Source organism: Massilia niabensis, assembly GCF_042655085.1.
Lineage (GTDB): Bacteria > Pseudomonadota > Gammaproteobacteria > Burkholderiales > Burkholderiaceae_D > Telluria > Telluria niabensis.
On the sequence record NZ_JBHSMU010000015.1, the window covers coordinates 1,236,078 to 1,257,123 of the forward strand.

Genomic DNA, 21,046 nt, shown 5'->3' on the forward strand with positions numbered 1-21,046 from the left:
ATGACGACAAAACTCGAAGTCCTCCAGCTCGCCCTGGAAAAAGCACTGGGCGAGGGCGCCGCTGTCACCGCCGCGCTCGGCGAAGTGACCGTGGTGGTCAAGGCCGCCGACTACGCGCAGGCCATGCAGACCCTGCGTGACGACCCGTCGCTCGCATTCGAAGAAATGATCGACCTGTGCGGCGTCGACTATTCCGAATACGGCGAAGGCACCTACGACGGCCCGCGTTTCGCGGTGGTCGTTCATTTGCTGTCGCTGGCGAACAACTGGCGCGTACGCGTGCGCACCTTCTGCCCGGACGACGAGATGCCGATCGTGCAGTCGATCACGCCGATCTGGCGCGCCGCCAACTGGTACGAGCGCGAGGCGTTCGACCTGTACGGCATCCTGTTCGACGGTCACGGCGACCTGCGCCGCATCCTGACCGACTACGGCTTCATCGGCCACCCGTTCCGCAAGGACTTCCCGATCTCGGGCTATGTCGAAATGCGCTACGACCCCGAGCAGAAGCGCGTGATCTACCAACCCGTGACGATCGAGCCGCGTGAAAACATTCCGCGCGTGATCCGCGAAGAAACCTACGGGATGAAATAATGGCTGAGCTTAAGAATTACACCCTGAACTTTGGTCCGCAGCACCCGGCAGCGCACGGCGTGCTGCGCCTCGTGCTGGAACTCGACGGCGAAGTGATCCAGCGCGCCGACCCGCACATCGGCCTGCTGCACCGCGGCACCGAGAAGCTGGCCGAAACGCGTACTTACCTGCAGTCGGTGCCGTACATGGACCGCCTCGACTACGTGTCGATGATGTGCAACGAGCACGGTTATGTGCTGGCCATCGAGCGCCTGCTCGGTATCGAAGCGCCGGTCCGTGCCCAGTACATCCGCGTCATGTTCGACGAAATCACGCGCCTCCTGAACCACCTGATGTGGCTGGGCGCGCACGCGCTCGACATCGGCGCCATGGGCCCCTTCCTGTACGCGTTTCGCGACCGCGAAGACCTGTTCGACGTCTACGAGGCGGTCTCGGGCGCGCGCATGCACGCGGCCTACTACCGCCCCGGCGGCGTGTACCGCGACCTGCCGGACCGCATGCCGCAGCACAAGGAGTCGATCATCCGTAGCAAGAAGGCGATCGCCCAGCTCAACGAAGACCGCCAGGGTTCGGTGCTCGACTTCATCGAGGCCTTCACCAAGCGTTTCGATGGTTACGTCGACGAATACGAAACCCTGCTGACCGATAACCGTATCTGGAAGCAGCGCACGGTCGGCATCGGCGTGGTGTCGCCGGAAGACGCAAAGGCGATGGGCTTCACCGGCGCCATGCTGCGCGGCTCCGGCGTCGAGTGGGACCTGCGCAAGACGCAGCCTTACGCCGTGTACGACAAGCTCGACTTCGATATCCCGGTCGGCACCAATGGCGACTCCTACGACCGCTACCTGGTGCGCATGGAAGAAATGCGCCAGTCGAACCGCATCATCAAGCAGTGCGTCACCTGGCTGCGCGCAAACCAGGGCCCGGTGATGATCGACAATCACAAGATCGTGCCGCCTGCGCGCGAAGAGATGAAGTCGAACATGGAATCGCTGATTCACCACTTCAAGCTGTTCACCGAAGGCTTCCACGTCCCGCCGGGCGAGGCCTATGCCGCGATCGAACACCCGAAGGGCGAATTCGGCATCTACATCGTCTCCGACGGCGCCAACAAGCCATACCGCCTGAAGATCCGTACCCCGGACTATGCCCACCTGCAGAGCCTGGACGAGATGGCGCGCGGTCACATGATCGCCGACGCCGTCACGATCATCGGTACCCAAGACATCGTTTTCGGCTCCATTGACCGATAAGTCCGAAAGGCAGAAAAGATTATGTTGTTATCAGAGCAGTGCTATCAAAAAATCGACCGCGAACTGGCCAAGTACCCGGCCGACCAGCGCCAGAGCGCCGTGATGGCGGCGCTGGCGCATGCCCAGGTCGAACTGGGCTGGCTGTCGCCCGAGACCATGCAGGAAGTCGCCGACTACATCGGCATGCCGGCCATTGCCGTGCAAGAAGTGGCGACCTTCTACAACATGTACAACATCCGCCCGGTCGGCAAGCACAAGATCACCGTGTGCACCAACCTGCCGTGCGCATTGTCGGGTGGCGAGCGCGCCGCGCACCACCTGAAAGAAAAACTCGGCATCGAGTTCCGCAGCACCACCGAAGATGGCCAATTCACCGTCATGGAAGGCGAGTGCATGGGCGCATGCGGCGATGCGCCTGTCATGCTGGTGAATAACCACCGCATGTGCTCGTTCATGAGCAACGAGAAAATCGATGCCCTGGTGGATGAACTGAAGGAAGTAAAGCAATGACCAGCCTGCACGACCGTCATATCAATCCGCTGATCCTGAAGGATCTGAACGGCGAGAACTGGCACCTGGAAGATTACGTCAAGCGCGGCGGCTATTCGGCCCTGCGCCGTATCCTCGAAGGTGGCGTTACCCAGGAACAGGTCATTGCCGACCTGAAGGCCTCGGGCCTGCGCGGCCGCGGTGGCGCCGGTTTCCCGACCGGCCTGAAGTGGAGCTTCATGCCGCGCCAGTTCCCTGGCCAGAAATACCTCGTTTGCAACACCGACGAAGGCGAGCCGGGTACGTTCAAGGACCGCGACATCATTCGCTACAACCCGCATGCACTGATCGAAGGCATGGCCATCGGCGCCTACGCGATGGGCATCACCGTGGGCTACAACTACATCCACGGCGAAATCTTCCAGGAATACCTGCGTTTCGAAGAAGCGCTGGAAGAGGCGCGTGCCGCCGGCTTCTTGGGCGATAAGATCATGGGCTCGGAATTCAATTTCCAGCTGCATGCCGCCCACGGTTACGGTGCCTACATCTGCGGCGAAGAAACCGCACTGCTGGAGTCGCTCGAAGGCAAGAAGGGACAGCCGCGCTTCAAGCCGCCGTTCCCGGCCTCGTTCGGCCTGTACGGCAAGCCAACGACGATCAACAACACGGAGACCTTTGCAGCTGTCCCGTTCATCATGAACGTCGGCCCCGAGAACTACATGGGCATGGGCAAGCCGAACAACGGCGGCACCAAGATCTTCTCGATCTCGGGCGACGTCGAGCGTCCGGGCAACTACGAGATTCCGCTGGGCACGCCGTTCGCCAAGCTGCTCGAGCTGGCCGGCGGCATGCGCGGCGGCAAGAAGATCAAGGCCGTGATTCCTGGCGGCTCGTCCGCACCGGTGATCCGTGGCGAAGTCATGATGGAAACCGACATGGACTACGACTCGATCGCGAAAGCGGGATCGATGCTCGGTTCCGGCGCCGTGATCGTCATGGACGAGACGCGCTGCATGGTCAAGTCGCTGCTGCGCCTGTCCTACTTCTACTACGAAGAATCCTGCGGCCAGTGCACGCCGTGCCGTGAAGGCACCGGCTGGCTGTACCGCATGGTCCACCGCATCGAGAACGGCCAGGGCCGTCCGGAAGACATCGAGCTGCTGAACAACGTGGCGTTCAACATCAAGGGCCGCACCATCTGCGCACTCGGCGAAGCCGCCGCGATGCCGGTGGAAGCCATGATCAAGAACTTCCGCGAAGAGTTCATTCATCACATCGAGCACAAGCAATGCGCTGTGCCCACATACCTTTAAGCCAGGTCAGGTAACGATCAAATGGTTGAAATTGAATTAGACGGCAAGAAAGTCGAAGTCGCACCAGGTTCCATGGTGATGGACGCCGCAAACAAACTCGGGACCTATATCCCGCACTTCTGCTATCACAAGAAATTGTCGATTGCAGCCAACTGCCGCATGTGCCTGGTCGAAGTCGAAAAGGCACCGAAGCCGATGCCTGCCTGCGCCACGCCAGTGTCGCCGGGCATGATCGTGCGCACCCACAGCGACAAGGCCGTGCAGGCCCAGAAGTCGGTGATGGAGTTCCTGCTGATTAACCACCCGCTCGATTGCCCGATCTGCGACCAGGGCGGCGAATGCCAGTTGCAGGATCTGGCCGTCGGTTACGGTAAAAGCAATTCGCGCTACAACGAAGAAAAGCGTGTGGTCGCCCCGAAAGAGGCCGGCCCGCTGATCTCGATGGAAGAAATGGCGCGCTGCATCCAGTGCACCCGTTGCGTGCGTTTCGGCCAGGAAGTGGCCGGCGTGATGGAGTTCGGCATGGTAGGCCGCGGCGAGCACTCTGAAATCACGACCTTTGTCGGCAAGACCGTCGACTCGGAAGTGTCGGGCAACATGATCGACCTGTGCCCGGTCGGCGCGCTGACCAGCAAGCCGTTCCGCTACTCGGCCCGTCCGTGGGAACTGCAGCGCCGCAAGTCGATCTCCCCGCACGACTCGCTCGGCACCAACCTGATCGTCCAGGTCAAGGGCGGTAAAGTCATGCGCGTGCTGCCGCTCGAGAACGAGAACATCAACGAGTGCTGGCTGTCGGACAAGGACCGCTTCTCGTACGAAGCGCTGGACAATGCCGACCGCCTGATCAACCCGATGATCAAGCAGGGCGGTCAGTGGCAGGAAACCGACTGGCAGACCGCGCTGGAGTACGTCGCCCACGGCCTGCGCAACATCCGCCACGAGCATGGCGCCGACAGCATTGCTGCCGTTGCGACCGCCCACTCGACCGTGGAAGAACTGCACCTGCTGAACAAGGCGATGCGCGGCTTTGGCGTGAACAACGTCGACTTCCGCCTGCGCCAGACCGATTTCGCCCTGGATGGCAGCGTCACGCCATGGCTGGGCATGCCGATTGCCGAACTGTCGAACCTCAAGCGTGCGTTCGTCATCGGTTCGTTCCTGCGCAAGGACCATCCGCTAGCCGCAACCCGCCTGCGCACGGCAGTGAAGGGCGGCGCCAAGCTGTCGATCCTGCACGGTTCGGACGAGGACAACCTGATCCCGACCGCCAACAAGCTGATCGCCGCGCCAAACGACTGGCTGGCTGTCCTGTCGGAGGTGGTGTCGGCTGTCGCTGCCGCCAAGGAAATCGCGGCGCCAAGCGGTTTCGAGAACGTGCAGGCTGGCGACGTGGCGAAAGCCATCGCCGCTTCGCTGGTCGCGACCGGTGCGGAACTGCCGGGCGCCGTGCTGCTGGGTAACGCAGCCGCGCACCACCCGCACGCCTCGCAGATCCACGCCGCTGCGCAGTGGATCGCCGAAGCGGTCGGCGCCAAGTTCGGCTCCTTCGTGGAAGCGGCGAACACCGTTGGCGGCTACCTGGTCGGCGCAACCTCGAATCGCGACCTGTTCAGCGTACCGAAAAAAGCTTATGTGTTGCTTAACGCTGAGCCGGAACTGGACGCAGCAAACCCGCAGCAGGCCGTCGCCGCGCTGGCCGGCGCCGAAATGGTCGTCGCCATGTCGCCGTTCAAGCATGGCTTCGAGTACGCCGACGTGCTGCTGCCGATCTCGCCGTTCACCGAAACCGCCGGTACTTTCGTGAACTGCGAAGGCCGTGCACAGAGCTTCAACGGCACCGTCAAGCCGCTCGGCGAAACCCGTCCGGCCTGGAAAGTGCTGCGCGTGCTCGGCAACCTGCTGGGCCTGCAAGGTTTTGATTTCGACACCGCCGAATCGATCCGCGACGAAGCGCTGGGCAAGGGCGTGACCGACCTGTCGGGCAAGCTGAACAACGTGGCCAAGCTGGCCCCGACCGCAGCGCCGCGTTCGGAAGAGTCGGGCTCGCTGCACGAATCAATTCAACGCCTCGCCGACGTGCCGATCTATTTCGCCGACGCCATCGCGCGCCGTTCCGAGCCGCTGCTGCGTACGGCCGACGGCCAGCAGCCGCTGGCGCGCCTGCCGAAAGCCCTGGCCGAGCGCCTGGGTGTGAAAGCTGGCGACGTGGTCAAGGTCACGCAAGGCAACGGCAGCGCGCTGCTGGTCGCCGAGATCGACGCCCGCCTGCCGGCGAACGTCGTGCGTGTGGCTGCCGCGCATCCGGCAACCGCAAGCCTCGGGTCGATGTTTGGATCCATCAACGTTGAAAAAGCAGGGGAGGGCAAATAATGGCAACGCCCGGTTATATCGATAGTTTCTACGAGTTCGGCGCAGCCAGCCCGATCGCGCCGGTCTGGCCAGTGGTCTGGACCGTGATCAAGATCCTGTGCGTGCTGCTGCCGCTGATGGGCCTGGTCGCCTACGCGACGCTGTGGGAACGCAAACTCATCGGCTGGATCCAGATCCGCGTCGGCCCGAACCGCGTAGGTCCACTGGGCCTGCTGCAGCCGATCGCCGACGCCTTGAAGCTGCTGTTCAAGGAAATCGTGATCCCGACGAAAGCGACGACCAAGCTGTTCGTGCTGGGCCCGATCATGACGATCATGCCGGCGCTGGCCGCCTGGTCGGTCGTGCCTTTCGGCCCGGACGCGGCGCTGGCCAACGTCAACGCAGGTTTGCTGCTGCTGCTGGCGATCACCTCGGTCGAGGTGTACGGCATCATCATCGCCGGCTGGTCGTCGAACTCGAAGTACGCCTTCATGGGCGCCATGCGCGCCTCGGCCCAGATGATTTCCTATGAAATCCCGATGGGTTTTGCAATGGTCGTCGTGCTGATGGTCTCGGGCAGTTTGAACTTCTCGGACATCGTCGCCGGCCAGGCCGTCGGCATGGCCGCCAGCAATGGCTTGACTTTCCTCTCGTGGAACTGGCTGCCGCTGTTCCCGCTGTTCGTCATCTACTTCGTGTCCGGCCTGGCAGAGTGCAATCGCCACCCGTTCGACGTGGTGGAAGGCGAGTCGGAGATCGTCGCCGGCCACATGGTCGAGTACTCGGGCATGTCGTATGCGATGTTCATGCTGGCCGAATACGCCAACATGATCCTGATCGCCACGCTGGCCTCGATCATGTTCCTGGGTGGCTGGCACGCACCGTTCTCGTTCCTGGAATTCGGCGGCGCCTTCGGCGGCTTCTTCTGGTTGTTCCTGAAGATGTTCCTGCTGGTGTCCTTGATGATCTGGGTCCGCGGCACCTTCCCGCGTTACCGCTATGACCAGATCATGCGCCTCGGCTGGAAAGTGTTCATTCCAATCACGCTGGTCTGGCTGGTGCTGGTCGCCGGCGTCATGCAGACGTCCTGGAATATCTGGAAGTAAGGAAGCGCATTCAAATGAACCGAATTAAAGAAATCCTCGGCAGCCTGATGCTGACCGAGCTGTTCAAGGGGCTGGCCCTGACGGGCCGCTACGCCTTGTCGCGCAAGATAACCGTGCAGTACCCGGAAGAGAAGACGCCGATGTCGAACCGCTTCCGCGGCCTGCACGCGCTGCGCCGCTACCCGAACGGGGAAGAGCGCTGCATCGCCTGCAAGCTGTGCGAAGCAGTGTGCCCGGCCATGGCGATCACGATCGAATCGGCGCAGCGCGAAGACGGCACCCGCCGCACCACGCGCTACGACATCGACCTGACCAAGTGCATCTTCTGCGGCTTCTGCGAAGAGTCCTGCCCGGTCGACTCGATCGTCGAGACCCACGTGCTGGAATACCACGGCGAAAAGCGGGGCGATCTCTACTACACGAAAGAGATGCTGCTGGCCGTGGGCGACCGTTACGAAGCCGACATTGCTGCAGCCCGTGCGGCCGACGCGAAGTACCGTTGATAAGAAAAAGGCCCGGTTAAGTCATGCAATTCACAACTGTTCTGTTCTACGTGTTCGCGGCCGTCATGGTGCTGTCCGCGCTGCGCGTCATTACCGCCAAGAACCCGGTGCACGCCGCGCTGTTCCTGGTGCTCGCGTTCTTCAACGCGGCCGGCATCTGGCTGCTGCTGAAGGCCGAGTTCCTTGCCATCGTGCTGGTGCTGGTCTATGTCGGCGCCGTCATGGTGCTGTTCCTGTTCGTCGTGATGATGCTCGACATTAATGTCGACCGCATGCGCGAAGGCTTCTGGGGTTACCTGCCGATGGCCTTGCTGATCGGCGCCGTGATCGTCATCGAAATGGCCCTGGTGCTGTACAACAGCTACGGCGGTTTCGCCCAGACGGCGGAAGCGGCTGCGCTGAACATCGGCGGCACGAAGGAACTGGGTCTGCTGATCTACACGAAATACATCTACGGCTTCGAGATTGCCGCCGTGATCCTGCTGGTGGCGATCATCGCCGCCGTCGCGCTGACCCTGCGCCGCCGCAGCGACAGCAAGGCAATCGACCCGGCAGCGGCCGTGCGCGTCAAGCGTAACGACCGCCTGCGCATCGTCAAGATGCAATCGGCAAGCGCTGCCGGCCATGACGCCAATGCGACTGCCGGTGCCCAGGAAACCAAGGAGGCCCCATGACTTTATCGCTCGCACACTACCTGGTCCTGGGCGCGATCCTGTTCGCGATCTCGGTCATCGGTATTTTCCTGAACCGGAAGAACATCATCATCCTGCTGATGGCCATCGAACTGATGCTGCTGGCAGTGAACCTGAACTTCATCGCCTTCTCGCATTACCTGGGCGATGCGGCAGGGCAGATCTTCGTGTTCTTCATCCTGACCGTCGCGGCCGCCGAATCGGCGATCGGCCTGGCGATCCTGGTGGTCCTGTTCCGCAACCTGGACACGATCAATGTGGAAGACCTCGACAGCCTCAAGGGCTGACCGGTCTCGGCACGATAAACAATAACGATTAAGGTTCAACATGGCGGGGCAACTCTCTTCCTCACTCTTACTTGCGGTGCCGCTGGCGCCGCTGGCAGGATCGGCAATCGCCGGCCTGCTGGGTACCAAGTTCCTGGGTAACGTGGTCGGCCGCAAGGTCTCCCACACGGCAACCATCCTCGGCGTCCTGATCGCCCTGATCATCTCGGTGCAGACCCTGATGGCGGTGCTCGATGGCGCCAGCTTCAACCAGGACATCTACACCTGGATGCAGGTCGGTACCGTCAAACTGGCGGTCGGCTTCCAGATCGACACCCTGTCGGCAATGATGATGTGCGTGGTCACGTCGGTTTCGCTGATGGTCCACATCTACACGATCGGCTACATGGCCGAGGACGAAGGCTATAACCGCTTCTTCTCGTACATCTCGCTGTTTACGTTCTCGATGCTGATGCTGGTCATGTCCAACAACTTCCTGCAGCTGTTCTTCGGCTGGGAAGCAGTGGGCCTGGTCTCCTACCTCCTGATCGGTTTCTGGTACACCCGTCCGACCGCGATCTTCGCCAACATGAAGGCCTTCCTGGTCAACCGCGTCGGCGACTTCGGCTTCATCCTGGGTATCGGCCTGCTGCTGGCCGCCTCGGGCACGATGCACTACGGCGAAACGTTTGCGCAAGCGGACAAGCTGGCCGGCATGACGGTCGCCGGCATCGGCTGGCCGCTGCTGACCGCCGCCTGCATCTGCCTGTTCATCGGCGCGATGGGCAAGTCGGCGCAGTTCCCGCTGCACGTCTGGCTGCCGGACTCGATGGAAGGCCCGACCCCGATCTCGGCACTGATCCACGCCGCAACGATGGTTACCGCCGGCATCTTCATGGTGGCGCGCATGTCGCCGCTGTTCGAACTGTCGGACGGCGCACTGTCCTTCGTCATCGTCATCGGCTCGATCACCGCGCTGTTCATGGGCTTCCTCGGCATCATCCAGAACGACATCAAGCGCGTCGTCGCTTACTCGACCCTGTCACAGCTCGGCTACATGACCGTCGCGCTGGGCGCGTCGGCCTACTCGGTCGCCGTGTTCCACCTGATGACCCACGCGTTCTTCAAGGCACTGCTGTTCCTGGGCGCCGGTTCGGTCATCATCGGCATGCACCACGACCAGGACATGCGCAACATGGGCGGCCTGCGCAAGTACATGCCGATCACCTGGATCACCTCGCTGCTGGGCTCGCTTGCCCTGATCGGTACCCCGTTCTTCTCGGGCTTCTACTCGAAGGACTCGATCATCGAAGCGGTGCACGCCTCGAACATCCCGGGCGCCGGCTTTGCCAACTTCGCCGTGCTGGCTGGCGTGTTCGTGACCGCGTTCTACTCGTTCCGCATGTATTTCATGGTGTTCCATGGGGAAGAGCGTTTCGGTAAAGCCCACGCGCATGACGACCACAGCCACGCGCACGACGACCACAAGCAGGCCGTCGCTGCAGGCCATGGTCATGGCGACCCGCACGCCCTGCACGATTCGGACGCGCACCACGAAGAGGAAGACGCACATGGCCACCACGGCCTGGCCCCGGGCCAGAAGCCGCACGAGTCGCCATGGGTCGTGACCCTGCCGCTGATCCTGCTGGCGATCCCGTCGGTCATCATCGGTTACCTGGCGATCGGCCCGATGCTGCACGGCGACTTCTTCAAGGACGTGATCTTCGTCGGCGAAAACCATACCGCGATGCGCACCCTGACCGAGAACTTCCACGGCGCGGGCGCGATGGCCCTGCATGGCCTGCAGACGGCACCGTTCTGGCTGGCACTGGCCGGCGTGGTCGCGGCCTACTACTGCTACATGGTCAACCCGCGTGTCCCGGCCTGGTTCTACAACAAGTTCAAGTTCCTGCACACGCTGCTCGACAACAAGTACTACATGGACGCGTTCAACCAGGCAGTCTTCGCCGGCGGCGCACGCGGCGTCGGCAACGGGCTGTGGCGGGTGGGCGACCGTGGGCTGATCGATGGCCTGATGGTCAACGGCAGCGCGAAGATGATCGGCTGGTTCTCGACCATCACCCGTACCTTCCAGACCGGGTACATCTATCACTACGCGTTCGTGATGATCGTGGGCGTCATGGCGACCCTGCTGTACTTCTTCCCGTTCTGGCGCTAATCACAGGCAAAGAAAAAGACAAATGATGCAGTCTACGATCTCTACATTTCCTCCCTACCTGAGCCTGGCGATCTGGCTCCCGGTCCTGTTCGGCGTGCTGGTGCTCGCCGTCGGGCGCGATGCCAACCGCGGCTTCACGCGCCTGCTGGCGCTGGCCGGCGGTGTCGTCAGCTTCCTGCCGACGATCCCGCTGATCATGAACTTCGACAACGCCGCCCACGGCATGCAGTTCTATGAAGTGGCGCCGTGGATCGAGCGCTTCAACATCTTCTACCGTCTCGGTGTCGATGGCCTGTCGCTGTGGTTCATCCCGCTGACCGCGTTCATCACGGTCATCGTCATCCTGTCGGCCTGGGAAGTCATCCAGGACCGCGTGGGGCAGTACATGGGTTCCTTCCTGATCCTGTCCGGCCTGATGATCGGCGTGTTCGCGGCACTCGACGGCGTGCTGTTCTACTTCTTCTTCGAAGCGACGCTGATCCCGATGTTCATCATCATCGGCGTGTTCGGCGGCCCGAACCGCGTGTACGCGGCATTCAAGTTCTTCCTGTACACGTTCTTCGGCTCGCTGCTGACGCTGATCGCGATCATCTACCTGTACAACGTCTCGGGCACCTTCGACATCCAGAAGTGGCACGTGCAGGCGCTGACCATGCGCGAGCAGATCCTGATCTTCATCGCTTTCTTCATGGCCTTCGCCGTGAAGGTGCCGATGTGGCCGGTGCACACCTGGCTGCCGGACGCCCACGTCGAAGCGCCAACCGGCGGCTCCGTCGTGCTGGCCGCGATCATGCTGAAGCTGGGCGCCTACGGTTTCCTGCGTTTCTCGCTGCCGATCACCCCGGACGCCTCGCATTACCTGGCCCCGGCCGTCATCGTGCTGTCGCTGATCGCCGTGATCTACATCGGCCTCGTCGCACTGGTCCAGAAGGACATGAAGAAACTGGTTGCCTACTCGTCGATCGCCCACATGGGCTTCGTCACGCTCGGCTTTTTCATCTTCAACGACATGGGCGTGCAGGGCGGTATCATGCAGTCGATCTCGCACGGCTTCGTGTCGGGCGCGATGTTCCTCTGCATCGGCGTGCTCTACGACCGCGTTCACTCGCGTGAAATCGCCGACTACGGCGGCGTGGTGAACACGATGCCGAAGTTCGCCGCCTTTGCCGTGCTGTTCTCGATGGCCAACGCCGGCCTGCCCGCCACCTCGGGCTTCATCGGCGAATTCATGGTCATCCTGGGCGCCGTGCAGTTCAACTTCTGGACGGGCCTCTTGGCTGCCACCGCACTGATCCTGGGCGCCGCCTACTCTCTGTGGATGGTCAAGCGCGTGATCTTCGGTGCGATCGGCAACAAGCACGTGGCCGCGCTGACCGACCTGAACAAGCGCGAATTCGGCATCCTGTCCGTGCTGGCCATCGCCACGCTGTACATGGGCCTGTACCCGGCGCCGTTTGCCGAGACCCTGCAGACCTCCGTGGCCGACCTGCTGCAACATGTGTCCGTCAGCAAGCTGCCGCAGCTGCCTCAATAATTGAAATAGACGCCATGAACAACACTTTGCTACCGGCTGTCGACACCAACCTGGTGCCGGTGTACGCCGAAATCTTCCTCTTGATCGCGGCCTCCGCGATCCTGCTGATCGACCTGTACCTGAAAGGGTCACGCCGCAACGTGACCTACTACCTGTCGCTGCTGGCCGTGGTCGGCTGCGCGGTCCTGACCTTTGGCGACTTCAACTCGGGCGCGACCGTCTACACGTTCAACGGCATGTACGTGTCGGACCCGATGTCGAACCTGCTGAAACTGTTCACTTACGTGGCGGTGGCCCTGACCCTGGTGTATTCGCGCCAGTACGTGACCGATCGCGGCATGCTCTCGGGTAACCTCGGCGGCGAGTTCTACGTACTCGCACTCTTTGCAATGCTGGGCCAGATGATCATGATCTCGGGCAACAGCATGCTGTCGGTCTACCTGGGCCTGGAACTGATGTCGCTGTCGCTGTATGCGCTGGTGGCGCTGCGCCGTGACCATGCGACCTCGACCGAAGCGGCGATGAAATACTTCATCCTTGGTGCGCTGGCCTCGGGCTTCATGCTCTACGGTATCTCGATGATCTACGGCGCCACCGGTTCGCTCAACATTCCGGACATCGCCGCAAGCGCCGCATCCGGCGCTGCGGACCCGACCATCCTCGTCTTCGGCCTGGTATTCATGGTCTCCGGCATGGCCTTCAAGCTGGGCGCCGCGCCGTTCCACATGTGGGCCCCGGACGTCTACCAGGGTTCGCCGACGGCCGTGACCCTGTTGCTGGGCGGCGCGCCGAAGCTGGCGGCGTTCGCCATCGTCATGCGCCTGCTGGTCGAAGCGCTGCCGAGCCTGGCCTACGACTGGCAGCAGATGCTGCTGGTGCTGGCCGTGCTGTCGCTGGCCATCGGTAACCTGACCGCGATCGCCCAGACCAACCTCAAGCGCATGCTGGCTTACTCGACCATTGCGCAGATGGGCTTTGTCCTGCTGGGCATGATGGCCGGCGTGGTCGGCGACGACACCAGCAATATGCCTGCGGCATATAGCGCAGCAATGTATTCTTCGATCACCTACGTCCTCACCACGCTGGGCAGCTTCGGCATCATCATGATGCTGGCGCGCGCCGGCTTCGAGGCCGAGCAGATCGCCGACTTCAAGGGCCTGGGCCGCCGCAGCCCGTGGTTCGCGCTCGTCATGACGGTCCTGATGTTCTCGCTGGCCGGCGTGCCGCCGATGATGGGCTTCATGGCCAAGTGGGCCGTCCTGCAGGCCGTCGCCAACACCGGCGCCGTCTGGCTGGCCGTGGTCGCCGTCATGTTCTCGCTGATCGGCGCGTTCTACTACCTGCGCGTCGTCAAGACGATGTGGTTCGACGAAGCGGTCGACACCAGCCCGATCGTCACGCCGACCGACATGCGCGTTGCGCTGTCGCTCAATGGCGTGGCGGTGGTGGTGCTGGGCCTGATCCCGGGCGCACTGCTGGGCGCCTGCCTGCAGGCGATCGAGATGACCCTGCGCTCTTAAGCTGGCATGTTGACTGTTTCGCTGGCAAGCTGGTTGGTGATCGTCGTCGCGCTCGCGGCGGCCAACCTCCCGTTTGCCAGCGAGCGCGTGTTCGGTTTCATATCCATGAAGCCCACGCAAACCGGACAGGCGCGCACGAAACCCTTCGCGCTGCGCCTGCTCGAGCTCCTTGTTCTATACTTCCTTGTCGGGCTACTCGCCTACGCACTGGAATCCCGCATCGGCAACGTGTTTGCCCAGCGCTGGGAGTTCTATGCGATCACCGGCTGCCTGTTCGTCGTGCTGGCGTTTCCAGGATTTGTCTTCCGTTACCTGCGTAAGCGCCACTGATTTTCCGATCAACGCTCTACACAGGAGTCCAATGGATTCTCATCTGAAGGAAATCCGCCTCGATGGCGAGATTGCCTATGACGGCAACTTCCTCCAAGTTTCTCGTGACCGCATCCAGCTGCCGGACGGCAGCATTTCGCATCGCGAATTCATCCGCCATCCGGGCGCGGTCGTGATCCTGCCGCTGCTGGACGACGGCCGCGTGCTGCTCGAACGCCAGTTCCGCTACCCGAATGACCGTGTCTTTGTCGAATTCCCGGCCGGGAAAATCGATCCGGGCGAGGAACACCTGGCCTGCGCCCAGCGCGAACTCGAGGAAGAAACGGGTTATACCGCGCGCGACTGGCAGTTTGTCTGCACCATCCACAATGCGATCGCGTATTCCGACGAGCACCTCGAGATCTTCCTGGCACGCGGGCTCACGGCCGGCACGCCGAAGCTCGATGCCGGCGAGTTCCTGGAAACCTTCACCACCACCATCCCGGAATTGCTGGAGATGGTGAAACGTGGTGAGGTCACCGACGTCAAGACAATCATCGGCGCCTTCTGGCTTGAGAAAATTACCTCCGGGGCCTGGTCGCCCGCCTGAGCCATGAAACGGTGTGGCGCGTTCGCGATTGCGCTGGTCCTGCTGTGCTTTCTCATGCCGGCGAGCGCTCGCACGCCGTTCCAGGCGCGCTGCGAGGACAGCATCGGCGAGAGCGTATCGGTCATCTCCTCGCAGCAGGATGGCTACCGCGTCGACAATTCGCATTCGTTCCATGGCCTGGACGCCCTGAAGGGCGGCCGCGCGCCCGGCAGCCATGTGCTGGGACTGACCCGCACCGAGTCGCGGGTGACGATCGGCGTGCAGGGACGCATGCTGACGGACCCCGCGAGCGGTTACGAATGCGTGGCGCCGCGGCTCGAGGTCAAGCTGCACTACCTGCCGATCATCGTGTACGTGGGACGCGAGTTTGCGCCGGGCACCTGCGCATACCGCGAAATCCTCGCCCACGAACTGCGCCATCGCGACATCTACCTGGGCTTCCTGCCCGGCGCCGAAAAGGCCGTCAGCGACGCGCTGGCGCGCCGCTTCGAAGGCAAACCACTATATGCGCCGCGCGGCCAGGCGCGCGATTTGTTGCAGCGCGAGATCGACAGCGGCTGGATGCCCTTCATCAAGCGCGAGATGGCCAAAGTCGAGCGTCTACAGGCATCAATTGATACGCCGCAGGAATACGCTCGTCTCGGCAAAGTTTGCGCAGGTGAGGTACAGTCTCTTATCAGACCTGCAAAACGTAAGAAAAACACATGAATTCCCAAGCACCACGTTATTTCGCTCTCATTCCCGCGGCCGGTGTCGGCGCGCGCATGGCTGCGAGTGGACCGAAGCAATACCTGAAAATCGGCGGCAAGCCGATGCTGCGCCACGCCATCGACGCCTTCCTGTTCAGCGAACTGATCGCGCACACCTATGTGGTGGTCAGCGCGGACGATCCTTTTATCGACAGCGTCGTGCCGAGCCACGGCGTGACCGTGCTCCGCTGCGGCGGTGCAACGCGGATGGAATCCGTGCAGAACGGCCTGGCCGCATTGGCAGGCACGCTGCGCGAGAATGACTGGGTGCTCGTGCATGACGCCGCGCGCCCGGGGCTGGACGAAGCGCTCATCGAAAAACTGATCACCAGCACCGGCGAGCACCCGGTCGGCGGCCTGCTGGCGCTGCCGGTGGTCGATACCGTCAAGCGCAGCATCGCCGGCGAGGTCGGCACCGTCTCGCGCGAAGGCATGTGGCTGGCGCAGACGCCGCAGATGTTCCGCTACCGCCTGCTGCGCGACGCCCTGGCAGCGGCCACCGACTCGGCGCGCGACCCCCGGCAGGTGACGGACGACGCGAGCGCCGTCGAGGCCCTCGGCCTGTCGCCGAAACTGGTCGAAGGCCACCCGCGCAACATGAAGGTCACGATGCCGGGCGACGTGCGCCTCGCCGAAATGTACCTGGCAACGGCCCAACCTGAACTGCTGTAAAAACGAATTTGTAAAAAAATATGGCACTTGCATCCTACAACCCGACTCCGCCGTTTCGCGTCGGCACCGGCTATGACTGCCACCGCCTCGTCGAGGGCCGCAAGCTCATCGTCGGCGGCGTCACCATCCCGCACCGCCTGGGCCTGTTCGGCCATTCCGATGCCGACGTCCTGCTGCACGCCATCATCGACGCGCTGCTGGGCGCCGCCGCCCTTGGCGACATCGGCAAGCATTTCCCCGACACCGACCCGATGTTCGCCGGCGCCGATTCGCGCACGCTGCTGCGCGAGGTGGCCAGCCGCGTGCTCGCCACCGGCTACACCATCGGCAACGTCGACGCCACCATCATCGCCCAGCAACCGAAGATGGCGCCGCACATCCCGCACATGGTCTCGCGCATCGCCGAAGACCTGGGCGTCTCGCCGCAGCAGGTGAACGTCAAGGCCAAGACCAACGAGAAGCTCGGCTACCTGGGCCGGGAAGAGGGCATGGCGGCGGAAGCCGTGGCGATGCTGATCCGCGCAGCCTGACGGGCTAGCTCTGGCAGGGTGGGCTCGAGAGCCTTTCGTGGCCCGGCCCATCCTACAAAATCCGCCTCCAGCAGCCTCGCGACATCATTGCTAGAATCTCATCTTCGCCTGCGCGCCCGTGCGCGGCGCCCACCGGACTGAAGATGATCACCTCCACCGACATGTCGCCGCGCGCCGCCTGGATCCTGATCCTGGCCGCCAGCGCGATCCTGATGATCACGATGGGTGCGCGCCTGACCACCGGCCTGTTCCTCTCGCCCATCAATACCGCCACCGGCCTGGGCGTGGCCACCGTCAGCTTTGCCCTGGCGGTCGGCCAGTTCATGTGGGGCGCCTCGCAGCCCGTGTTCGGCGCAATCGCCGACAAGTACGGCCCGGCGCGCGTGATCGTGATCGGCGCGCTGCTGCTCGCCGGCGGCCTGGCTGCGACGCCTTTCGTGGAGTCCGAATGGGGCCTGCTGCTGACGATGGGCGTGCTTTCGGCGGCGGGGGCGGGCGCCGGCAGCTTTTCGATCCTGATCGGCGCCACGGCCCAGCGCCTGCCGCCGGCGCGGCGTCCGTTTGCATCCGGCTTCATCAACGCCGGCGGCTCGTTCGGCCAGTTCGTGTTTTCGCCGCTGATGCAATTCCTGATCGCCGGCCCGGGCTGGATCCTCGCCATGCTGACGATGGCCGCCACCACCTTGCTGACGATACCGCTGGCCTGGCTGATGAAAGGCAAAAAAGCGCAGGGCGCCAGCGTCGCCGCGGCGGGCGCTGCGCCCATCATCGGCATCACCCTCAGCGGCCAGCTGCGCGAGGCGCTGCGCGACCCCAGCTACCTGTTCCTGCACGCGGGCTTCTTCACCTGCGGATTCCATATCGCCTTCCTCGTCACCCACCTGCCGGGCGAGGTGGCGCTGTGCGGCCTGCCGGTCGGCGTGGCCGGCACCGCGCTCGGCCTGATCGGCCTGTTCAACATCGCCGGCAGCCTGACGGCCGGTGCGCTCTCCACGCGCTACCGCATGAAGAACCTGCTGGCGCTGATGTATGCCAGCCGCGCCGTTATCATCGCCCTCTACCTGCTGGCGCCGAAAACCGCGCTGACCTTCTACGTGTTTGCCGCCGCGCTCGGCTTTACCTGGCTGGCCACCGTGCCGCCGACGGCCGGCCTGGTGGGCAAACTGTTCGGCACGCGCTACCTGGCGACCCTGTTCGGCCTGACCCTGCTGTCGCACCAGATCGGCGGCTTCTTCGGCGCCTGGCTGGGCGGACTGTCCTTCGTGCGCTTCGGCGACTACAGCTGGATGTGGTACGCCGACATTGCCCTGGCGCTGGCCGCCGCCGCGATCAACCTGCCGATCCGCGAGGCGCCGGTGGTACGCGCCGCCACGCCGCCCGTGGCCAAGGCTTGAGCATGGCGCGCGACACCTGGGCTTACCGTGAAGTGGCCGTCCATTCGGTGCTTGACCCGCGCACGGGCAGGCTGCGCATTCACCCGATGCCGGGGCAGGCCTACGCGCCCTCGATGCGCGTGCAGTGCGCGCGCGCCCTGAGCGACCCCGGGCAGTATCCTGCCGGCACCCGTTTCCTGCTGAACGCCAAGCTGACCGACCGCCTGGGGGGCGAGCCTTTCCTGTTCGCCTGGCACGGCGACCCGGTCCAGGTGCTGAGCGCTGCGCAGGCGCGCAAGTTCCTGGCGGCATTCAGGCGCGGCCGTATATGACGAATGGCTAATATCGAACTCTACTCAACGAAGAAGAAGGAAACCCGGAATGGCAACGAAAAAAATCGCAATCGTGGTGGGCAGCCTGCGCCAGGACTCATTTAGCCGCAAGCTCGCCAAGGAAATGATGAACATGGCGCCTGGCAAGCTGGAGATGGAAATCGTCGAGATCGGCAATCTTCCCCTCTACAACGAGGATATCGATACCGCCACGCCGCCCGCCGCCTTCACCGAGTTCCGCGACCGCATCCGCGCGGCCGACGGCATCCTGTTCGTCACCCCGGAGTACAACCGCTCAATGCCGGGCGCCCTGAAGAACGCGATCGACGTCGGTTCGCGCCCGTACGGGAAAGCAGCCTGGAGCGGCAAGCCCTGCGCCATCGTCAGCCAGTCGCCGGGCGCGCTCGGCGGCTTCGGGGCGAACCATCACCTGCGCCAGACGCTGCCTTTCCTGAACATGCCGGCCATGCCGGGGCCGGAAGCCTACCTCGGGGGCATCGGCTCGAAATTCCAGGGCGAGGCGCTGGCCGACGAGTCGCTGCGCGGCTTCCTGCAGACCTTCGTGGACAGCTTTGCCGCCTGGGTCGAGCGCCATACTGGCTGAAATGCTAGGTTGAAAAACGCGGCCGACCAGCTTGCCCCCGGTGCGGATTTCCCCTCGGAATGCATCTATGCAAGGTCAATTTGGGTGGCTTCGCTTGACCGCACACCTTTGATATAACGCAAACTCGCCGGGACCTCCTCCCTTAGCCTTGAGGCTTCGCGCGGAAAGCAGCCTTCCCAACAACGGGAACACCCGCTTTCCCCGCGAGCTCCCGTGTGCGCACACAATTGTGCTGCGCCGGGCGAACTCGATCCTCGAGGCTTGAACCTCGGGACTTGATCCTTAAAACCACTATCCATGAGCGAGGCAACGCATGTATCCATTTTCCCAATCGGTTACCCCAGCAGTGCGCACCCATCTCGACGCGCAGACCGCCTTCATGAACGACGTCTCGAAATCGCTGTTCCAGTCCTTCCAGCAGATGTGCGACCTGAACATCAAGCTGATGCAGACCATGCTCGAGGAAACGACGCTGGCCGGCCAGCAGATCGTTACCGCCGACCGCCAGACCGAAGTGATCAGCGCAGCCGCATCGCGCGCCCAGCCAGCCGCTGAAAAGCTGCGCGCCTACCAACAGCATATCTCGCGCCTGGCCGCTGATGCCCAGGTCGAACTGACCCGCGTGACCGAACAGCACGTGCAAAACACCACCCGCACCGCGCGCCAGCTGGCCGACGAAGTGGCCCGCACCGCGTCCGAGGAAACCGAGCGCGGCCTGCGCAAGCAGCAGGAGACCCTGCAGCGCTTCACCGACCCGTTCGCCGGCACGCATTCCGGCAATGGTCAGGCCCGCGCTGGCAATGGCGGCGCCGGCGCCAGCATGCAAAGCGCAGGGCAGGGCAGCAGCGGCAGCCAGCCTCAGGGCGGCCAGCCACAGGGCGGCTCGATCCAGGGCAGCACCACGGGGCGCAGCGAAAGCGGCAGCCCGGGTTCCAAGGGCACGCACGCCTGACGCCTTCCCGTCGCGCCTGATGCAAGGCATCTGATGCCTGCGTCGGGCGGGGCAACGATATAGCCAGGCAGGCAGCGCCAGTCCGTCCGGACGAACCGGCTCCCGCTCTGCCGAACGTCGAGGTGCATCAGGTTCCGGAGCCGATGTGCCTCACTCCCGGTGTCATTCTTGCTCCAGCCGCTCGCGGTCGAGCTTTTCCTTCATGGCCGCCACGTCTTCCATGAATTCGTCCACGCTGTCGTCCGGCGTGGCCCGCATTTCCGGTGGCAACAGCACCGACATGTACAGCTCGTCTGCAAGGCGGCCATTGCGCTGATCATTGCTGATGAGCACCAAACCCGACCCGAGCACCGCCAGCGCCGCGCAAATGATCGCAAAGCGCTTGCGCGGCTCGGGTTTTACCGTCGTCAGGTGGAAGTACACCATCCCCGCCACCAGCAGGATCGCCACGTGCGAGCCGTAGCGGGTGAACACCTCGATCGACCAGGCATAGCCGACCGCGCTCGTCACCAGCCGGAACACCATCAATGCCGCGATACCGCAGCCGAAAATGAACAGGTGGCGCCCGAGGCGCGCGTGGCGCCCGAACAGGCGGTTGCCGAAGGCCCACAGGCCGCTCCACACCAGGCCCGCGCCCAGGCCGTAAGCCAGTGCCAGCAGGTAGCGAAACGGGCGAAAGGCTTGGGTATCGGCCAGCCACATCGTAAACAGCGCGACGATCGCGGTGAGCGTGGCGCCGGCCAGGCCCGGCAGCGCGCCTTCCCAGCCGTGCATGGTGCGGTCCGGCAGCTCCTTCGGCACCGGAAAATCGGCGGCGCGCACGCGCAGCGTCGTGTGGCCGAGCCGCACGACGGTATTGCCGCCCAACACCAGGCGGTCACTGCGCCGACCGGCATACACCACGCCGTTCCTGGTGCCGAGGTCAACGAGCACCAGTTCGCCGTCCGGCCCGGCCTCGACCTGCGCGTGGCGCGGCGCCGCGTAGGCGTCGTCGAGGATGTAATCGTTGTCGTAGCCGCGCCCGATGCGGATCGGCAGCGAATCGACCCGGTGACGGTGCAGGACGTCGCCGTTGCGTGCGAGGGTCTCGATAAACCACGGCCCCTTCATAGGCGGA

22 protein-coding genes are annotated in these 21,046 nt (G+C 63.5%); 21 read left to right on the top strand and 1 reads right to left on the bottom strand.

Annotated elements, in window-relative coordinates; genetic code table 11:
• The 21 genes from ACFPN5_RS19960 (at position 1) to ACFPN5_RS20060 (ending at position 19,929) form a co-directional block, all read left to right on the top strand.
• Entirely contained in the window at positions 1–594 is a 594-nt protein-coding gene (locus tag ACFPN5_RS19960) for an NADH-quinone oxidoreductase subunit C (protein WP_379785543.1), read from the top strand.
• The gene (locus tag ACFPN5_RS19965) at positions 594–1,847 is read left to right on the top strand and encodes an NADH-quinone oxidoreductase subunit D (protein WP_379785544.1); all 1,254 of its coding nucleotides are present in this window, start codon (positions 594–596) and stop codon (positions 1,845–1,847) included. The genes ACFPN5_RS19960 and ACFPN5_RS19965 overlap by 1 nt, the downstream gene beginning before the upstream one ends.
• Before the next feature lie 21 nt (positions 1,848–1,868).
• Entirely contained in the window at positions 1,869–2,357 is a 489-nt protein-coding gene (nuoE, locus tag ACFPN5_RS19970) for an NADH-quinone oxidoreductase subunit NuoE (protein ID WP_379785545.1), read from the top strand.
• Complete coding sequence (gene nuoF / locus ACFPN5_RS19975) at positions 2,354–3,649, top strand: NADH-quinone oxidoreductase subunit NuoF (protein WP_379785546.1); 1,296 nt, start codon at positions 2,354–2,356, stop codon at positions 3,647–3,649. The genes nuoE and nuoF overlap by 4 nt, the downstream gene beginning before the upstream one ends.
• 21 nt (positions 3,650–3,670) lie before the next feature.
• Positions 3,671–6,019 (top strand): NADH-quinone oxidoreductase subunit NuoG, encoded by a 2,349-nt coding sequence (gene nuoG, locus ACFPN5_RS19980; RefSeq protein WP_379785547.1) that lies wholly within the window; start codon positions 3,671–3,673, stop codon positions 6,017–6,019.
• Positions 6,019–7,104, top strand: coding sequence for an NADH-quinone oxidoreductase subunit NuoH (nuoH, locus tag ACFPN5_RS19985; protein WP_379785549.1), 1,086 nt, complete (start codon positions 6,019–6,021; stop codon positions 7,102–7,104). Before nuoG ends, nuoH begins: the two co-directional genes overlap by 1 nt.
• Before the next feature lie 14 nt (positions 7,105–7,118).
• Positions 7,119–7,607, top strand: coding sequence for an NADH-quinone oxidoreductase subunit NuoI (gene nuoI / locus ACFPN5_RS19990; protein WP_290423001.1), 489 nt, complete (start codon positions 7,119–7,121; stop codon positions 7,605–7,607).
• Between the two features lie 23 nt (positions 7,608–7,630).
• On the top strand, positions 7,631–8,281 hold the full coding sequence (locus tag ACFPN5_RS19995) for an NADH-quinone oxidoreductase subunit J (protein WP_379785550.1): 651 nt from the start codon (positions 7,631–7,633) through the stop codon (positions 8,279–8,281).
• A complete protein-coding gene (gene nuoK / locus ACFPN5_RS20000) occupies positions 8,278–8,586 on the top strand; it encodes an NADH-quinone oxidoreductase subunit NuoK (protein WP_379785551.1) in 309 nt (102 codons plus the stop codon). Before ACFPN5_RS19995 ends, nuoK begins: the two co-directional genes overlap by 4 nt.
• 40 nt (positions 8,587–8,626) lie before the next feature.
• Positions 8,627–10,744 (top strand): NADH-quinone oxidoreductase subunit L, encoded by a 2,118-nt coding sequence (gene nuoL, locus ACFPN5_RS20005; protein WP_379785552.1) that lies wholly within the window; start codon positions 8,627–8,629, stop codon positions 10,742–10,744.
• Between the two features lie 22 nt (positions 10,745–10,766).
• Positions 10,767–12,278: an NADH-quinone oxidoreductase subunit M gene (locus ACFPN5_RS20010; RefSeq protein ID WP_379785553.1), complete on the top strand. Its 1,512-nt coding sequence runs from the start codon at positions 10,767–10,769 to the stop codon at positions 12,276–12,278.
• A 14-nt stretch (positions 12,279–12,292) separates the two neighbouring features.
• Complete coding sequence (gene nuoN / locus ACFPN5_RS20015; protein WP_379785554.1) at positions 12,293–13,798, top strand: NADH-quinone oxidoreductase subunit NuoN; 1,506 nt, start codon at positions 12,293–12,295, stop codon at positions 13,796–13,798.
• 9 nt (positions 13,799–13,807) lie between these two features.
• Positions 13,808–14,128 carry a DUF2818 family protein gene (locus ACFPN5_RS20020; RefSeq protein WP_379785747.1) on the top strand — a complete coding sequence of 107 codons (321 nt, stop codon included), beginning with the start codon at positions 13,808–13,810 and terminating at the stop codon, positions 14,126–14,128.
• 31 nt (positions 14,129–14,159) lie between these two features.
• On the top strand, positions 14,160–14,717 hold the full coding sequence (locus ACFPN5_RS20025) for an NUDIX domain-containing protein (RefSeq protein WP_379785555.1): 558 nt from the start codon (positions 14,160–14,162) through the stop codon (positions 14,715–14,717).
• 3 nt (positions 14,718–14,720) lie between these two features.
• On the top strand, positions 14,721–15,425 hold the full coding sequence (locus ACFPN5_RS20030; protein WP_379785556.1) for a hypothetical protein: 705 nt from the start codon (positions 14,721–14,723) through the stop codon (positions 15,423–15,425).
• Positions 15,422–16,138, top strand: coding sequence for a 2-C-methyl-D-erythritol 4-phosphate cytidylyltransferase (ispD, locus tag ACFPN5_RS20035; RefSeq protein ID WP_379785558.1), 717 nt, complete (start codon positions 15,422–15,424; stop codon positions 16,136–16,138). Before ACFPN5_RS20030 ends, ispD begins: the two co-directional genes overlap by 4 nt.
• Before the next feature lie 20 nt (positions 16,139–16,158).
• Positions 16,159–16,668 carry a 2-C-methyl-D-erythritol 2,4-cyclodiphosphate synthase gene (gene ispF / locus ACFPN5_RS20040; RefSeq protein ID WP_379785559.1) on the top strand — a complete coding sequence of 170 codons (510 nt, stop codon included), beginning with the start codon at positions 16,159–16,161 and terminating at the stop codon, positions 16,666–16,668.
• A gap of 143 nt (positions 16,669–16,811) precedes the next feature.
• Entirely contained in the window at positions 16,812–18,062 is a 1,251-nt protein-coding gene (locus ACFPN5_RS20045; RefSeq protein WP_379785560.1) for an MFS transporter, read from the top strand.
• Between the two features lie 2 nt (positions 18,063–18,064).
• On the top strand, positions 18,065–18,373 hold the full coding sequence (locus ACFPN5_RS20050; protein ID WP_379785561.1) for a hypothetical protein: 309 nt from the start codon (positions 18,065–18,067) through the stop codon (positions 18,371–18,373).
• 49 nt (positions 18,374–18,422) lie between these two features.
• A complete protein-coding gene (locus ACFPN5_RS20055; RefSeq protein WP_379785562.1) occupies positions 18,423–18,977 on the top strand; it encodes an NADPH-dependent FMN reductase in 555 nt (184 codons plus the stop codon).
• 313 nt (positions 18,978–19,290) lie between these two features.
• The gene (locus ACFPN5_RS20060; protein ID WP_379785563.1) at positions 19,291–19,929 is read left to right on the top strand and encodes a phasin family protein; all 639 of its coding nucleotides are present in this window, start codon (positions 19,291–19,293) and stop codon (positions 19,927–19,929) included.
• A 162-nt stretch (positions 19,930–20,091) separates the two neighbouring features.
• On the opposite strand, the gene ACFPN5_RS20065 is transcribed toward ACFPN5_RS20060, so the two are convergent.
• Positions 20,092–21,039: an FHA domain-containing protein gene (locus tag ACFPN5_RS20065; protein WP_379785565.1), complete on the bottom strand. Its 948-nt coding sequence runs from the start codon at positions 21,037–21,039 to the stop codon at positions 20,092–20,094.
• Positions 21,040–21,046 lie beyond the last annotated feature (7 nt).

What these genes read in the sequence shown, in the direction of transcription:
- ACFPN5_RS19960 (WP_379785543.1), top strand. Translation starts at nt 1, where the DNA reads ATGACGACAAAACTCGAAGTCCTCCAGCTCGCCCTGGAAAAAGCACTG.
- ACFPN5_RS19965 (WP_379785544.1), top strand. Translation starts at nt 594, where the DNA reads ATGGCTGAGCTTAAGAATTACACCCTGAACTTTGGTCCGCAGCACCCG.
- nuoE (WP_379785545.1), top strand. Translation starts at nt 1,869, where the DNA reads ATGTTGTTATCAGAGCAGTGCTATCAAAAAATCGACCGCGAACTGGCC.
- nuoF (WP_379785546.1), top strand. Translation starts at nt 2,354, where the DNA reads ATGACCAGCCTGCACGACCGTCATATCAATCCGCTGATCCTGAAGGAT.
- nuoG (WP_379785547.1), top strand. Translation starts at nt 3,671, where the DNA reads ATGGTTGAAATTGAATTAGACGGCAAGAAAGTCGAAGTCGCACCAGGT.
- nuoH (WP_379785549.1), top strand. Translation starts at nt 6,019, where the DNA reads ATGGCAACGCCCGGTTATATCGATAGTTTCTACGAGTTCGGCGCAGCC.
- nuoI (WP_290423001.1), top strand. Translation starts at nt 7,119, where the DNA reads ATGAACCGAATTAAAGAAATCCTCGGCAGCCTGATGCTGACCGAGCTG.
- ACFPN5_RS19995 (WP_379785550.1), top strand. Translation starts at nt 7,631, where the DNA reads ATGCAATTCACAACTGTTCTGTTCTACGTGTTCGCGGCCGTCATGGTG.
- nuoK (WP_379785551.1), top strand. Translation starts at nt 8,278, where the DNA reads ATGACTTTATCGCTCGCACACTACCTGGTCCTGGGCGCGATCCTGTTC.
- nuoL (WP_379785552.1), top strand. Translation starts at nt 8,627, where the DNA reads ATGGCGGGGCAACTCTCTTCCTCACTCTTACTTGCGGTGCCGCTGGCG.
- ACFPN5_RS20010 (WP_379785553.1), top strand. Translation starts at nt 10,767, where the DNA reads ATGATGCAGTCTACGATCTCTACATTTCCTCCCTACCTGAGCCTGGCG.
- nuoN (WP_379785554.1), top strand. Translation starts at nt 12,293, where the DNA reads ATGAACAACACTTTGCTACCGGCTGTCGACACCAACCTGGTGCCGGTG.
- ACFPN5_RS20025 (WP_379785555.1), top strand. Translation starts at nt 14,160, where the DNA reads ATGGATTCTCATCTGAAGGAAATCCGCCTCGATGGCGAGATTGCCTAT.
- ACFPN5_RS20030 (WP_379785556.1), top strand. Translation starts at nt 14,721, where the DNA reads ATGAAACGGTGTGGCGCGTTCGCGATTGCGCTGGTCCTGCTGTGCTTT.
- ispD (WP_379785558.1), top strand. Translation starts at nt 15,422, where the DNA reads ATGAATTCCCAAGCACCACGTTATTTCGCTCTCATTCCCGCGGCCGGT.
- ispF (WP_379785559.1), top strand. Translation starts at nt 16,159, where the DNA reads ATGGCACTTGCATCCTACAACCCGACTCCGCCGTTTCGCGTCGGCACC.
- ACFPN5_RS20045 (WP_379785560.1), top strand. Translation starts at nt 16,812, where the DNA reads ATGATCACCTCCACCGACATGTCGCCGCGCGCCGCCTGGATCCTGATC.
- ACFPN5_RS20050 (WP_379785561.1), top strand. Translation starts at nt 18,065, where the DNA reads ATGGCGCGCGACACCTGGGCTTACCGTGAAGTGGCCGTCCATTCGGTG.
- ACFPN5_RS20055 (WP_379785562.1), top strand. Translation starts at nt 18,423, where the DNA reads ATGGCAACGAAAAAAATCGCAATCGTGGTGGGCAGCCTGCGCCAGGAC.
- ACFPN5_RS20060 (WP_379785563.1), top strand. Translation starts at nt 19,291, where the DNA reads ATGTATCCATTTTCCCAATCGGTTACCCCAGCAGTGCGCACCCATCTC.
- ACFPN5_RS20065 (WP_379785565.1), bottom strand. Translation starts at nt 21,039, where the DNA reads ATGAAGGGGCCGTGGTTTATCGAGACCCTCGCACGCAACGGCGACGTC.